General features: G+C 71.5%; 11 protein-coding genes and 1 pseudogene. 9 read left to right on the top strand and 3 right to left on the bottom strand.

Annotation, left to right across the window (positions count from 1 at the left end):
- Nucleotides 1–198, bottom strand: a pseudogene (locus QZ433_RS04700) (DedA family protein); the annotation flags it as partial.
- A gap of 138 nt (nucleotides 199–336) precedes the next feature.
- Nucleotides 337–1,008, bottom strand: a complete 672-nt coding sequence (locus tag QZ433_RS04695; protein WP_295780268.1) for an NUDIX domain-containing protein — start codon at nucleotides 1,006–1,008, stop codon at nucleotides 337–339.
- An 88-nt stretch (nucleotides 1,009–1,096) separates the two neighbouring features.
- On the opposite strand from QZ433_RS04695, the gene pta reads away from it, so the two are divergent.
- Both pta and QZ433_RS04685 read left to right on the top strand, forming a co-directional pair.
- Nucleotides 1,097–3,238 (top strand): phosphate acetyltransferase, encoded by a 2,142-nt coding sequence (gene pta / locus QZ433_RS04690; RefSeq protein WP_295780267.1) that lies wholly within the window; start codon nucleotides 1,097–1,099, stop codon nucleotides 3,236–3,238.
- The gene (locus tag QZ433_RS04685) at nucleotides 3,235–4,482 is read left to right on the top strand and encodes an acetate kinase (RefSeq protein WP_295780265.1); all 1,248 of its coding nucleotides are present in this window, start codon (nucleotides 3,235–3,237) and stop codon (nucleotides 4,480–4,482) included. The genes pta and QZ433_RS04685 overlap by 4 nt, the downstream gene beginning before the upstream one ends.
- 23 nt (nucleotides 4,483–4,505) lie before the next feature.
- Here QZ433_RS04685 and QZ433_RS04680 read toward each other — a convergent pair whose 3' ends face one another.
- A complete protein-coding gene (locus tag QZ433_RS04680) occupies nucleotides 4,506–5,282 on the bottom strand; it encodes a GntR family transcriptional regulator (protein WP_295780263.1) in 777 nt (258 codons plus the stop codon).
- 141 nt (nucleotides 5,283–5,423) lie between these two features.
- Here QZ433_RS04680 and QZ433_RS04675 point away from each other — a divergent pair, with 141 nt between their 5' ends.
- The 7 genes from QZ433_RS04675 (at nucleotide 5,424) to QZ433_RS04645 (ending at nucleotide 14,167) form a co-directional block, all read left to right on the top strand.
- A complete protein-coding gene (locus tag QZ433_RS04675; protein ID WP_295780261.1) occupies nucleotides 5,424–5,873 on the top strand; it encodes a PTS glucose transporter subunit IIA in 450 nt (149 codons plus the stop codon).
- Between the two features lie 31 nt (nucleotides 5,874–5,904).
- Nucleotides 5,905–7,473 (top strand): PTS transporter subunit EIIC, encoded by a 1,569-nt coding sequence (locus tag QZ433_RS04670; protein WP_295780259.1) that lies wholly within the window; start codon nucleotides 5,905–5,907, stop codon nucleotides 7,471–7,473.
- On the top strand, nucleotides 7,473–8,258 hold the full coding sequence (locus QZ433_RS04665) for a glucosamine-6-phosphate deaminase (protein WP_295780257.1): 786 nt from the start codon (nucleotides 7,473–7,475) through the stop codon (nucleotides 8,256–8,258). Before QZ433_RS04670 ends, QZ433_RS04665 begins: the two co-directional genes overlap by 1 nt.
- Nucleotides 8,258–9,415 (top strand): amidohydrolase family protein, encoded by a 1,158-nt coding sequence (locus tag QZ433_RS04660; RefSeq protein ID WP_295780255.1) that lies wholly within the window; start codon nucleotides 8,258–8,260, stop codon nucleotides 9,413–9,415. The genes QZ433_RS04665 and QZ433_RS04660 overlap by 1 nt, the downstream gene beginning before the upstream one ends.
- A 114-nt stretch (nucleotides 9,416–9,529) precedes the next feature.
- Nucleotides 9,530–10,693 (top strand): glycosyltransferase family 2 protein, encoded by a 1,164-nt coding sequence (locus tag QZ433_RS04655; RefSeq protein ID WP_295780253.1) that lies wholly within the window; start codon nucleotides 9,530–9,532, stop codon nucleotides 10,691–10,693.
- A gap of 85 nt (nucleotides 10,694–10,778) precedes the next feature.
- On the top strand, nucleotides 10,779–11,513 hold the full coding sequence (locus QZ433_RS04650) for an HAD family phosphatase (RefSeq protein WP_295780251.1): 735 nt from the start codon (nucleotides 10,779–10,781) through the stop codon (nucleotides 11,511–11,513).
- Between the two features lie 119 nt (nucleotides 11,514–11,632).
- Nucleotides 11,633–14,167 (top strand): glycosyl hydrolase family 65 protein, encoded by a 2,535-nt coding sequence (locus tag QZ433_RS04645; RefSeq protein WP_295780249.1) that lies wholly within the window; start codon nucleotides 11,633–11,635, stop codon nucleotides 14,165–14,167.
- The last annotated feature ends 38 nt before the right edge of the window (nucleotides 14,168–14,205 follow it).

Genomic DNA, 14,205 nt, shown 5'->3' with positions numbered 1-14,205 from the left:
CACGAGCGCGACCTGCCACGGGGTGATACCGAGGGGGCCGCTGAGGATCGCCGCGGTCACCAGGAGCGAGTCGCCGGGGAGGAAGGGGAACAGCACCCCCGACTCGATGAAGACGAGCAGGGCGATCCCGGCGAGGACGAACGGCCCGAAGGCCTGCAGCACGGATGCCGCGTCGAAGGGGTTCAGGGCGGTGAGCATGCGCGGGGATCCTCCGGTCCGGGGCGGGACGGGCCGCCCGTGCCGGAGCGGGAGCACCGACGGACCCGACTGTAGAGCCGGCCCTCCCAGATTCCGCCAAGATTGACGTCGCCCCGCGACCGTGATCGCGTCGGCGCGTCAGCGGCCGGGGGAGAAGGGCCCGTCGAGCACCGCCCACTGCAGCAGCATGATCGTCTTGGCATCCTGGATCGAGCCGTCGCGGATCATCGACAGGGCCTCGTCGATGTCGTATTCGAGGATCTCGATCTCCTCGTCCTCTTCGGCCAGACCGCCCCGATCGCCCTCTCGGTCGGCGCCGTCGTAGGCCGCCGCGAAGAAGTGCAGGCGCTCGGTGACCGACCCCGGGCTCATGTAGACGTCGAACACGTGCTCGACCTCGTCGACCCGGACGCCCGTCTCCTCCTCGGCCTCACGGCGGATCGCGGTGACGGGATCGTCGTCGTCGAGCAGCCCCGCCGCGGTCTCGATCAGCATGCCGTCGGGGTGGTCGTTGACGTACACGGGGTAGCGGAACTGCCGGGTCAGCAGCACGGTCCGTCGTGCCGCGTCGTAGAGCAGGATCGTCGCGCCGTTGCCGCGGTCGTAGGTCTCGCGCGTCTGGGTGACCCACTCCCCGTCGTCGCCGCGGTAGCGGAAGGTCGTCGCGCGCAGCACGTGCCAGCCGGCGGCGAGCAGCCGGACGTCGTCGACGCGCACCCGCGGGTTGCGGTCGAGGTCGCGACCGGTGAGGTGCAGGCCCGTGCGGCCGCGGTGGTCGGGGACGGTGGTTCCGGGGGCGTCAGAGGTCACGGTCGTGAGCCTAGACGCGGGGTGTCCCGATGACTCGACGACGAAGCAACCCCGAGGCGATGTCGGGGCCCCGCAATAGGCTGATCGGGTGACGCAGAGCATCTACATCACGTCGGCCGAAGGTCATTCGGGCAAATCCTCCGTGGCTCTGGGCGTCCTCGACGCCCTCAGCCGCGTGACGCCGCGCGCGGGGGTGTTCCGCCCCATCGCGCGCTCCACGGCCGAACGCGACTACGTGCTCGAGATGCTGCTCGACCACGACAGCGTCGACCTCGCTTACGACGACTGCGTGGGCGTCACCTACGACGACGTGCGCGACGACGCCGACGCCGCCCTGGCGCGCATCGTCGAGCGGTACAAGGCGGTCGAGGCGCGGTGCGACGCCGTGGTCATCATCGGCAGCGACTACACCGACGTCGGCAGCCCCGCCGAGTTGGCGTACAACGCCCGCATCGCGGCCAACCTCGGCGCTCCCGTGCTGCTCGTGCTCGGCGGCCGGGCGCAACAGGGCCACGGCGAGACGCTCGGCCTGTCGGTGGCCCGCACGCCGCAAGAGGTCGGCCAGATCGCCTCGCTCGCGATCTCCGAGCTGCAGCACGAGCGCGCGGCGCTCTTCGCCGTCATCGCCAATCGCGCGGATGCCGATCACCTCGACGAGGTCGTGGCATCCGTCCGCCAGGTGGTCGACGCCGCTCCGCTCGTCGGGGCAGAGGGGCGCTCCGTGCCGGTGTGGGCTCTTCCCGAGGACCGCTTCCTCATCGCCCCCTCGGTGCGCGGCGTGCTGCGCTCGGTCGAGGGCGAGCTGATCAAGGGCGACCCGGCGCTGCTCACGCGCGAGGTGCTCGGCGTCGTCGTCGCGGGCATGTCGATGGTCAACGTGCTGCCGCGCCTGCAGGAGTCCGCGGTCGTGGTGATCCCCGCCGACCGTACCGAGGTGCTGCTCGCGGCGCTGCTCGCCAACGCCTCGGGCACGTTCCCCTCGCTCGCGGGCATCGTGCTCAACGGCGGCTTCGAGCTGCCCGACGCCATCGTCCGCCTGATCGACGGTCTGGGCTCGCCGCTGCCCATCATCGCCACCGACCTCGGCACGTACGACACCGCGGTGCGCATCATGAACACCCGCGGTCGCCTCGCCGCCGACTCGCAGCACCGCTACGACACGGCGCTCGCCCTGTTCGAGCGGCACGTCGACACCGAGCTCTTGACGCGCGAGCTGGGCGTCGCGCGCCCGAGCGTCGTCACCCCGCTGATGTTCGAGTACGGCCTCGTCGACCGCGCCCGCACCGACCGCCGCCGCATCGTGCTGCCCGAGGGCAACGACGATCGGGTGCTGCGCGCCGCTGCCACCGTGCTCTCGCGCGGCATCGCCGACCTGACCATCCTGGGCGAGCCGATCGAGGTGCGCGGACGCGCGATCGAGCTGGGCATCGACATCCGCGACGCCGAGGTGCTCAGCCCCTTCGACGCCGTGCACGTCGACAAGTTCGCCACCGAGTACGCGCGTCTGCGCGCGCACAAGGGCGTCACCTACGCCCAGGCCGCCGACACCGTCACCGACGTGTCGTACTTCGGCACGCTCATGGTGCACCTGGGCCTGGCTGACGGCATGGTCTCGGGTGCGGCGCATACGACCGCGCACACCATCCGTCCGGCGTTCGAGATCATCAAGACGGCGCCCGGCGTCTCGGTGGTGTCGAGCGTGTTCCTCATGGCCCTCGCCGACCGCGTGCTGGTCTACGGCGACTGCGCCGTCATCCCCGATCCCACCAGCGAGCAGCTCGCCGACATCGCCGTGTCGTCGGCGGCGACGGCCGAGCAGTTCGGTATCGCCCCGCGCGTGGCGATGCTGTCGTACTCGACGGGGGAGTCCGGCACCGGGGCCGACGTCGAGAAGGTGCGCACCGCCACCGCGCTGGTGCGCGAGCGCGCCCCCGAACTGCTGGTCGAGGGCCCCATCCAGTACGACGCCGCGGCCGACGCCGCGGTGGCGCGGGCCAAGATGCCCGGGTCCGAGGTGGCCGGGCGCGCGACGGTCTTCGTCTTCCCCGACCTCAACACCGGCAACAACACCTACAAGGCCGTGCAGCGCTCGGCGGGCGCCGTGGCGATCGGGCCGGTGCTGCAGGGGCTCAACAAGCCCATCAACGACCTGTCGCGCGGCGCTCTCGTCGACGACATCGTCAACACCATCGCGATCACCGCGATCCAGGCGCAGGGAGGTGCGCGATGAGCGTGGTGCTCGTGGTCAACAGCGGCTCCTCGTCGTTCAAGTACCAGCTGCTCGACATGGCCACCGAGAGCGTGCTCGCGATCGGCCTGGTCGAGCGCATCGGCGAGCCCGCGACGGCGACCGGCGCCGGGGGCGTCGCGACGCACACGGTCACGGCCGCCGCTCTCGCCGCGATCGATGGTCCCGCGCCGACGGTGACGGATGCCACGGTCACGATCGAGCGCGAGATCCCCGACCACACCGCGGGCTTCGCGGTCATGCTCGAGGCCTTCGCCGCGCACGGCCCCTCGCTCGAGCAGTATCCGCCGGTCGCCGTGGGCCACCGCGTGGTGCACGGCGGCGCCCGCTTCTTCGCGCCCACGGTGGTCACGCCCCTGGTCGAGATCAACATCGACGAGCTGTCGGTCCTGGCGCCGCTGCACAACCCCGCGAACCTCGCGGGGATCGTCGCTGCGAAGAAGGCGTTCCCGGCAGTGCCGCACGTGGCGGTGTTCGACACCGCGTTCCATCAGTCGCTCGCGCCCGAGGCGTACACCTACGCCATCGACCGCGACCTCGCCGAGGCGCACCGCATCCGTCGGTACGGCTTCCACGGCACCAGTCACAAGTTCGTCAGCGAAGCCGCCGCGGCGTTCGTCGGGCGCCCGCTCGCCGAGCTGAAGCAGATCGTCTTCCACCTCGGCAACGGCGCGTCGGTCACGGCGATCGAGGGCGGTCGCTCCGTCGACACGTCGATGGGCCTCACCCCGCTCGAGGGTCTGGTCATGGGCACGCGGTCGGGCGACCTCGACCCCGCGGTGCTCCTGCAGCTGGCGCGTCGCGCCGACATGTCGATCGCCGACCTCGACACGCTGCTCAACAAGCGCTCGGGCCTGCTCGGCATCGCCGGAGTGTCGGACATGCGCGACATCGGGCAGCGCCGCGACGCTGGAGACCCGGCCGCGCGCCTCGCGTTCGACGTCTACATCCATCGTCTGCGGGCCTACGCCGGTGCGTATCTGGCCCAGCTCGACGGCGTCGACGTCATCTCGTTCACGGCCGGCGTGGGAGAGAACGCGGCGGCCGTGCGCGCCGAGGCGATGGCGACGCTCGGCTTCGCCGGCGTCGAGATCGATGCCGAGCGCAACGCGGCGCGGGGGCGCGGCATCCGTCGCATCTCCACCGATTCCTCGCGCGTCGAGGTGCTGGTGGTGCCGACCGACGAGGAGCTCGAGATCGCACGGCAGACGCTGTCGGTCGCCTAGCCGCGCACGGCGCGGCCGGCCGCTCAGGCCCCGGCGAGGGCCATGTGCACCTGGTACCGGTCGCCGCGGTACCACGACGTGACGTACTCGACCGGCACGCCCGTGGCGCGAGAGGTGCGCCGGAACACCAGGACGGCGGTTCCGGCGGGCACGTCGAGGGCGTCGGCGACGCCGTCGTCCACGGTTTCGGCCCACACGGTCTGCTCGGCGGCGTCGATGCGCACGCCGTAGCGCTCGGCGAGGACGGCGTACAGCGACGCGGCCAGATCGTGAACACCCAGGTCTGATGCCGCGCGCGGCGAATACCACCCGGCTTCGAGGGCCATCGGGATGCCGTTGGCCAGGCGCAGGCGCTCGATCGACCAGGCCTGCTCGTTTTCGTCCAGCCCGAGCGCCGCGCGGACCTCGAGGGGAGGGGTCGCGCGTTCGACGCGTCGGACGAGGGTGGTGGCGACCATGCCGCGGCGACGCATGTCCTCGGTGAACGAGGCCAGGTGCAGCTGCGACTGGACGCGTTCACCGGCGACGAAGGTGCCCTTGCCCTGCACGGTGTAGAGCTTCTGCTCCTCGATGAGCTGCCGCAGCGCTTCGCGGACGGTGGCGCGGCTGACGCCGTGCCGGGTGGCCAGGTCGCGCTCCGAGGGGATCGCGGCGTGCGCGGGCCAGGTGCTGCCGATGTCGGCGAGCAGGATCGCCCTCAGCTGCGCGTGCTTGGGGATCGGGCCGGGTGTGACGGTCGCGCTCGAGGCATCGGCGTCGCGGAGTCGGGGCATGACGGCGTCGGCTTTCAGTGTTGACACGGCGGCATCCGGCCACTATTTTCACTGGTACGTACCAGTTCGAGCCAGTGGGCGGATCGAGCGGAGGAAAGGCGTTCCTCCCCAGCCTAGAGGCGATCGGTGGTGCGGACCGCTGACCCGCCGTCTCATCGAGGAGTGCCCGTGCCCGACATCCAGTCCCCGCTCGTGGGAACCGTCCTGCCCCTGTCCGCCGTGCCCGACGAGCTCTTCGCGCAAGGCGTCATGGGGCCCGGGGTCGCCATCGACCCGCCCGACGAGGTCGTCGACGCGGTCGCCCCGATCGACGGCACGCTGCTGCAGGTATTCCCGCACGCCTTCGTCGTCGTCGCCGACGACGGTCTCGCCGTGCTCGTGCACCTGGGCCTGAACACCGTCCAGCTGCAGGGCGAGGGGTTCACGGTGTTCGCTGCGAAGGGCGACCGCGTGACCGCGGGCACCCCGATCATCGCCTACGACGTCCCCGCCGTCCGTGCCGCGGGACGGGCCACCGTCGCCCCCGTCGTGGTGCTCGAGCGCTCGTCCGACGACGTCACCGTGCTCGCCGCGCTCGACGCCGACATCCGTCCCGGCTCGCCGCTCCTGTCCGTCTGACCCGCTCCTTCACCGTCGAGAGAGATCCGCCATGACCACCACCGCCCCCGCCGCCCGTCGTCGCGGCATCCCGGGCTTCGCCCAGATGCAGCGACTCGGCAAGAGCCTCATGCTGCCGATCGCCGTGCTGCCCGCGGCCGGCATCCTGCTGCGCCTGGGTCAGCCCGACCTGCTCGGCCAGATCGACCTTCCGGTCATCGGCCCCTTCTTCCAGGCCATGAGCGCCGCCGGCGGCGCCCTCTTCGACAACCTGGCGCTGCTGTTCGCGGTCGGCGTCGCCATCGGCTTCGCCAAGAAGGCCGACGGTTCGACGGCGCTGTCGGCGGTCGTCGGCTACCTCGTGCTCGCGAACGTCTTCAAGGCCATGTCGCCGGTCGTGCTGGCCGGACAGACCACCGCCGCGGGCGACCAGGTGCAGATCAACTACAGCGTCTTCGGCGGCATCGTCATCGGCCTGCTGACCGCGTGGCTGTTCGACCGGTACCACACCATCCAACTGCCCTCGTACCTGGGCTTCTTCGGTGGTCGGCGGTTCGTGCCGATCGTCGTCTCGCTCGCGAGCCTGGTCGTGGGCTTCGGACTGAGCTACTTCTACCCGATCTTCAACACCGGCCTGACGGGCCTCGGCGCCTTCATCGGCGGCACCGGTGCCCTCGGCGCGTTCGTCTACGGCTTCACCAACCGCATGCTCATCCCGGTGGGTCTGCACCACATCCTCAACTCCTACGTGTGGTTCCTGCAGGGGTCGTACACGAAGGGCGACGGCAGCGTCGTCACGGGCGAGCTCACCCGCTTCGCCGCCGGCGACCCCACCGCGGGCGCACTCACCTCGGGCTTCTACCCCGTGCTGATGTTCGGCCTGCCCGCCGCCGCGCTCGCGATGATCCACCTCGCCAACCCCGCCCAGCGCAAGGCGGCGATCGGCATCCTCGGCGCGGCGGGGCTCACCGCCTTCCTCACGGGTGTCACCGAACCGCTCGAGTTCGCCTTCATGTTCGCCGCGTTCCCGCTCTACGTCGTTCACGCGGTGCTCACCGGCATCTCGCTCGCCGTGGCCTACCTTCTCGACATCCACCTGGGCTTCTCCTTCTCGGCGGGGCTGTTCGACCTGCTGCTGTACGGCACCGCGCCCGCGGCGAACAACGTGTGGCTGCTGGTGGTCATGGGCGTGGTGTACTTCGGCGTCTACTACCTGCTGTTCCGTCTCGTCATCAAGAAGTGGAACCTGCGCACCCCGGGCCGCGAGGACCTCTCCGCCCCCGCGGCGGACGCACCGACGGTGGATGCCGACACCTCCGCCCCGGTCGCGGGAACGTCGGAGCCGCTCACGGCATCCGCTCCGGTCGTCGCCGATACCGCGGCGCGCGAGGACTCCCTCGCCGAACAGCTCATCGCCGCGTTCGGGGGCCGCGACAACCTCACGCACGTCGACGCCTGCATCACGCGGCTACGCATGGAGGTCGCCGACCGCACGCTGGTCGATCACGCGCGCCTGAAGCAGCTGGGCGCCGCCGGGGTGCTCGAGGTGGGCGACAACGTGCAGGCGGTCTTCGGCCCGCGTGCCGAGGCGCTCAAGAACGACATCATCGAGGTGCTGTGATGGAGGTCGTCGTCGTCCCCACCCCGGAGGATGCCGCGACCCTGGTCGCCGACGCCTATTCGGTCCTGTTGCGTCGCACCCCCGCGGCGGTGCTGGGCCTGGCGACCGGATCGACGCCGCTTCCCGTCTACCGCGAGCTCGCGCGACGTCATCGCGACGAGGGACTGAGCTTCGCCCGGGCCCGTGGCTTCCTGCTCGACGAGTACGTCGGGCTGCCGGCGGGGCACCCCGAGCGATATCGGGAGTTCATCCGGACCGAGCTGGAGCAGTACGTCGACTTCGCGGCCGGGGCGATCGTCGGCCCGGGCGATCTCGACGTCGATGCCGTCGAGGCGGGCCCCGCCTACGAGCGCCTCATCCGCGAGGCGGGGGGCATCGACCTGCAGATCCTGGGGATCGGCACCGACGGTCATCTGGCCTTCAACATGCCGATGTCGAGCCTGGCGAGTCGCACGCGGCTGAAGACGCTGACCCCTCGCACCCGCCAGGACAACGCCCGGTTCTTCGGCGACGATCTGGAGCGGGTCCCCACCCACTGCCTCACTCAGGGACTCGCGACCATCCTCGACAGCCGTCACGCGATCATGCTCGGCTTCGGCCGCGGCAAGGCGCAGGCGGTGCGCGAGGCTGTCGAGGGTCCGCTGTCGTCGCGCTGGCCCGCCTCGGTGCTGCAACTGCACCCGCACGCCACCGTCGTCGTCGACGAGGATGCCGCGAGCCAGCTCGCCTTCGTCGACTACTACCGCACGACCTACGCCGGCAAGCCGGTGGGGCAGGGGCTGTGATGCGCGTGCGCGCGGCGCGCGCCCTCGTCGCCGGGGCCTTCGTGGGTCCGGTCGTCGTCGAGGTCGTGGGAGGCCGCATCGGCAGCATCCGCCCGGCGACGGGGGAGGAGCCCGTCGATCACGACCTCACCGAGGGCGTCCTGTCGGCCGGCATGCTCGACCTGCAGGTGAACGGCTCGTTCGGCGTCGACGTCGCCGCGGCCGACGAGGCGGAGTGGCGGACGCTGCTGACGGGTCTCGCCGAGCACGGGGTGACGGGCGTGGAGCCGACCGTGATCACCGCGCCGCTCACCGACACGGTCGACGCTCTCGAGCGCATCGGTCGTGCGGGCGACCGCTTCTCGGCCGAACCGGTCGCCCGCGTCCTGGGCGCGCACCTCGAGGGGCCCTTCCTGTCCCCGGCGCGCAAAGGCGCTCACCGCGCCGAGCACATGCTCGCTCCCGAGCCCGCGCACCTGGATGCCCTGCTCGCGCGTCCGGCGGCCCGCGCGGCGCTGCGCACGGTGACCCTGGCACCGGAGCTGCCCGGAGCGCTCGACGCCATCCGGCGCTTGAGCGGCGAGGGATACATCGTCGCCGTGGGCCACAGCGACGCCACCGCCGCGCAGGTGCACGCGGCAGGGGACGCCGGGGCGACGATGACCACTCACGTGTTCAACGCCCAGCGTCCCCTCGCTCCGCGTGAGCCGGGGGTGCCGGGGGCCGTCCTGGCCGACGAGCGCTTCTTCGTCGGCACCATCATCGACGGCCAGCACCTCGACCCCCGCGTGGTGTCCCTCGTGCTCGCGAGCGCGGGGCGTCGCACCGTCGGTGTGACGGATGCCATCGTGACGGCCGGACTCGACGCGGGGGCGTGGCTCGACTTCGGCGGCCAGCCCGTGGCCAACGACGCGCGGGGCCTGGGGCGCCGCCCCGACGGCACGATCGCGGGGGCCGGTATCGTCCTCGACGAGGGCGTGCGGCGCATGATCGCCGCGGGTCTCGACCCCGCGAGCGTGCTGTCGTCCGTCACCGAGAACGCGGCCCGCTCGCTCGGACGCGACGACCTCGGGCATCTCGCCGAGGGCGCGATCGCGGATCTCGTGCACTGGGATGCCGGGTGGCATCCGTCTCGGGTGTGGGTCGGCGGACGTGCGCTGTCGATGGCCGCTCGCTGAGGAGAACCCCCGTCGGGCGACCGCCGGCTTCACCCGGTTTCCGCCCGCGTTTCACCCGGCCCACGGCCGTGGTCGCCGGCTCCGGGCGGATGCCGTCGCTGCGACCCTGTCGGCATGCCGCGCTCCCGATCGGCCCCCGCGCGGGGCGTTGCCATCGTGCATCCGTCGTCGTCGACGCACGAGCGCCGGCGCGCGGGTGCTCCCGCTGCAGCTCCCGACCACGACCCCGGCGAACGGACCGTCGCCGTCGTCGACCTGCGCGGGCTCGATGGGCTCGACGCCGCGGGTCGTCGTGCGCTGTCGGGCGCGCACACCATCGCCCCGGTGTGGGGACGCGCGACGGCGCGGCGGCTCGCCACCCGCCTCGCGCGCACGGGTCCCGTGTGCCGCGTGCAGGCGTCGGGTCCCGACGCGGCCGTGCCGCCGGCACGACCGACTCCGCTCGTCTCGCTCGTCCTGCCCGTCCTCGACGCGCAGCGCTACCTCGATCAGACCCTCGCCGCCGTGCGCGCGCAGTCGTTCCGCGACTTCGAGCTCATCGTCGTCGACGACGCATCGAGCGACGATTCCCTCGCGGTGGCCCGGCGCGGCGTCGAGGGGATCCCGGCCGCGCGCATCGTGTCGCTGTACCGCAACACCCGCAAACGCGGAGCCGTCGCGGTCGGGGTGGCGCTGGCATCCGGTCGCTACGTGATGGAGATCAACGCCGACGACGTCCTCGAGCCGGATGCCCTGGAACGTCTGACCCAGCCCGTGCGCACGGGGGTCGATGCGGACTGCGTCTTCGGCGACCACCGCGTCATCGACGAGGCCGGGGCGTTCTCGGACGAGTCCGCCCGGCGACGCTCCCGCGCGACCGGCCGGGCGGACCTGCGACGAGGATGGGTCCGCGAGGCGCGTCCACGCCAACTGGCGGCGGGGCTCGTGCCGGCCGGGGTCTGCGCGATCGTGCGACGCGATGCGATCGGGGCCTGGCCGCGGTTCACCGACACGCACACCGACTACTGGCTCGCCTGGAGGGGCGTGCGGCGTGAGCGCGTGTGGTTCGTGGGCGCCCCGCCCCTGGCGCGATATCGCGAGCACGCCGACGGGATCACCCGCGAGTTCCACGCGCGCCGCAAGTCCTTCAATCGCGTGCGTATGGACCTGCGCATCCTTCTGCAGGCGCGTCCCGCCGAGGCGGGCATCCTCTGCCGCCGGCTCGCCGTCCACGCCTTCGGACTCGTCGTCGGACCGCGCGTGCGGCGGCGGATCGAGGCGCGGTCGGGTGCCCGCTGACGCCGTCGAGCGGTCGCCGCGCCACTACGCTGGAGGGGCGGCGCTCCGGGCGCCGGCGCCACCGCACCCCGATCTGGAGCCCGCCGTGACCGACAGCCCCGACCTGCCCGACCTGACCGCGTTCGAGGGGGTCCTCTTCGACCTCGACGGCGTGCTCACCCCCACCGCCGAGGTGCACATGCGGGCCTGGAAGACGATGTTCGACGAGCTGTTCGCCGCATGGAACATCGAACCCGCTTACACCGACCGCGACTACTTCGAATACGTCGACGGCAAGAAGCGCTACGACGGAGTGGCCAGCCTCCTGCGCAGCCGCGACGTCGAGGTGCCCTGGGGCGATCCCTCGGACGACCCCTCCGAAGACACCGTCTGCGGCGTCGGCAATCGCAAGAACGAGGTCTTCTCGCGCATCCTGCGCAGCGAGGGCATCCGCCCCTACCCCGGGTCGGTCGCGCTGCTGGACCGCCTGCAGGCCGCCGGGACTCCGATCGCGGTGGTCTCCAGCTCCAAGAACGCGGTCGAGGTGCTCGAGGCGGCCGGGATCGGTGATCGCTTCTCCGTCGTGATGGACGGGGTGATCGCCGAGCGCGACCACCTGGCATCCAAGCCCGCCCCCGATGTGTTCGCCGAGGCCGCGCGCATGCTGGGCGTCGACCCGGCCCGCAGCGTCGCCGTCGAAGACGCGTTGAGCGGTGTCCGTTCGGCCGCGGCCGCGGGCTACGGCGTCGTCGTCGGTGTCGATCGCGGGGTCGGCGCCGCCGACCTCACCGCCGCCGGAGCGAGCGTGGTGGTCGAGGACCTCGCCGCGTTCGTAGACTGAGCCGTCGCCCCCCGCGACCGCCCCTCGGTGCCGTCGGCACCGATGTCCTGCACCACCCGCGCGAACGGCGCCCCACCCGTTCCGCGCTGCCCGAACCCGCCACCGGAAGGCACCGCCCGATGATCGATCGCGATCGCTTCCCCATCGACGAGTGGCGACTCGTCGAAACCGAATTCTCGATCGACGACGTGGGGGTCACCGAGACCCTCTTCGCCGTCGGCAACGGCTACCTCGGCCTGCGCGGCAACTCGATCGAGGGCCGCTTCGCGCAGGAGCAGGGCACGTTCATCAACGGGTTCCACGAGACGTTCCCCATCCGCCACGCCGAGCAGGCCTACGGTTTCGCCGAGGTCGGTCAGACGATCATCAATGCCCCGGATGCCAAGGTCATGCGCGTCTACGTCGACGACGAGCCGCTGTCTCTCGACGTGGCGGACGTGCGCGAATACGAGCGCGTGCTCGACATGCGACAGGGGATCCTGAGGCGCAACCTGCTGTGGGTGACGCCCTCGGGCAAGCGCGTGCGCATCGAGGACGAACGTTTCGTGTCGTTCGACGAGAAGCATCTCGCGGTGCTCAAACTGACCGTGACGGTCCTCGACGCCGACGCCCCCGTCGTGGTGAGCAGCCAGCTGCTCAACCGCCAGGACGGCGAGGGGATCTACGGCGGATCGCCCATGACGTCCGCCACGGGCGGCTTCGACCCCCGCAAGACCGAGAAGCTGTCCGACCGCGTGCTGCAGCCGCGCGAGTACTGGCAGGACGGCAACCGCTCGGCGCTCAGCTACGAGGTGAGCGAGTCGCACATGACGCTCGCCGTCATCGCCGACCACCTCGTCGACACGCAGAACGACTACACCGCGCGCCAGCTCGTCGAGCCCGACATCGCCAAGAACGTCTTCCGTGTCCACGCGCGCGCGGGCGTTCCCACCACGATCACCAAGCTGGTCAGCTACCACACGTCGCGGGGTGTGCCCACGGGTGAACTTCTCGACCGGTGCCGCCGCACGCTCGACCGCGCCGTCGAGACCGGGGTCGACGGCCTCGCCGACAAGCAGATCGCCTGGTACGCCGACTTCTGGGACCGCTCCGACGTGCGCATCGGCGGACACGGCGACCTGCAGCAGGCCACCCGCTGGTGCCTGTTCCAGCTGGCGCAGGCCGCGGCGCGCGCGGACGGGCAGGGCGTTCCCGCCAAGGGCGTCACCGGCTCGGGCTACAGCGGCCACTATTTCTGGGACACCGAGGTGTACGTCCTGCCGTTCCTGGCGTACACCTCGCCGCTGTGGGCCCGCAACGCCCTGCGCATGCGCTCGCTCATGCTGCCCGCGGCCCGCAAGCGCGCCCATCAGCTCAACGAGGCCGGCGCGCTGTTCCCGTGGCGGACGATCAACGGCGAAGAGGCGTCCGCCTACTACGCCGCCGGTACCGCGCAGTACCACATCAACGCCGACGTCGCCTTCGCGCTGGCCAAGTACGTCCGCGCCACCGGCGACGAGGACTTCCTCGCGCGCGAGGGGGTGGACATCGCCGTCGACACGGCTCGTCTGTGGTCGACGCTCGGCTTCTGGCGCTCGAGCGACGACGCCTCTGACGGCGAGCACGACTCGTTCCACATCCACGGCGTGACCGGGCCGGACGAGTACACCACCGTCGTCAACGACAACCTCTTCACCAACGTCATGGCGCGGTTCAACCTGCGTTTCGCCGCCCGCACCGTGCGAGACCTCGCTGAGAACGACCCCGACGCGTACGCCCACATGGCCGACCGCATGAACCTCGACCCGTCGGAACCCGAGCGGTGGGAGCGCGCCGCCGAGGCGATGCACATCCCGTTCAGCGAGGCCCTCGGCATCCATCCCCAGGATGCGGTGTTCCTCGAGCGCGAGATCTGGGACCTCGAGAACACCCCGCCGGATCAGCGGCCGCTGCTGCTGCACTTCCACCCGCTGGTGATCTACCGGTACCAGGTGCTCAAGCAGGCCGACGTGGTGCTCGCGCTGTTCCTGCAGGGCAATCACTTCACGGATGCCGAGAAGCTCGCCGACTTCGAGTACTACGACCCGCTGACCACGGGGGACTCCACGCTGTCGGCCGTGGTTCAGTCGATCCTGGCGGCCGAGGTGGGGTATCAGGACCTCGCGCTGGAGTACTTCCGTCAGGCCGCGTTCGTCGACCTCGGCGACCTGCATCACAACGCCTCCGACGGCGTGCACGTCGCCTCGGCCGGCGGTGTGTGGACCGCTCTCGTGAGCGGCTTCGGCGGCATGCGCGACCACTTCGGTCGTCTCACCTTCGACCCGCGCCTTCCGGCCGACTGGCCCGAACTGTCGTACGTGCTGCACTGGCGCGGCACGCGTCTGGACGTCACGCTCACCGCCGAGGCTCTGACCCTGCGAGCGGGTACCTCGGGCGAGCCCGTCGCCTTCGCCGTGCGCGATGTCGACTACACCGTCGCGCCGGGCGAGACGGTGCGCGTCGCCCTGCACGGTCAGGGCCCGGTGCGACCCGGCCGCCCCTCGATCCGCCAGCTCGAGGGGTCCGTGCGCGAGGACGGCACGCTGCTGTCGGCGTCGGTCCCGATCGTCACGGCGACCATCCCGGTCGTGAACGACGACGACGACGCGCCCGTCCCGGTCGGTCTGGACGGCTGATCCCGTCCCGGAACGCGGCGACATCCTCTCGGGTGTCG

The organism is uncultured Microbacterium sp. (genome assembly GCF_913776565.1).
Taxonomy (GTDB): Bacteria; Actinomycetota; Actinomycetes; order Actinomycetales; family Microbacteriaceae; genus Microbacterium.
Note: the sequence above shows the minus strand (reverse complement) of the source record. Positions and strands in the feature narration are given on the sequence as shown.

Bases quoted from the DNA above. Each gene is read 5' to 3' on its own strand.
- QZ433_RS04685 (WP_295780265.1), top strand. From the start codon at position 3,235: ATGAGCGTGGTGCTCGTGGTCAACAGCGGCTCCTCGTCGTTCAAGTAC.
- QZ433_RS04670 (WP_295780259.1), top strand. From the start codon at position 5,905: ATGACCACCACCGCCCCCGCCGCCCGTCGTCGCGGCATCCCGGGCTTC.
- QZ433_RS04665 (WP_295780257.1), top strand. From the start codon at position 7,473: ATGGAGGTCGTCGTCGTCCCCACCCCGGAGGATGCCGCGACCCTGGTC.
- QZ433_RS04660 (WP_295780255.1), top strand. From the start codon at position 8,258: ATGCGCGTGCGCGCGGCGCGCGCCCTCGTCGCCGGGGCCTTCGTGGGT.
- QZ433_RS04655 (WP_295780253.1), top strand. From the start codon at position 9,530: ATGCCGCGCTCCCGATCGGCCCCCGCGCGGGGCGTTGCCATCGTGCAT.
- QZ433_RS04645 (WP_295780249.1), top strand. From the start codon at position 11,633: ATGATCGATCGCGATCGCTTCCCCATCGACGAGTGGCGACTCGTCGAA.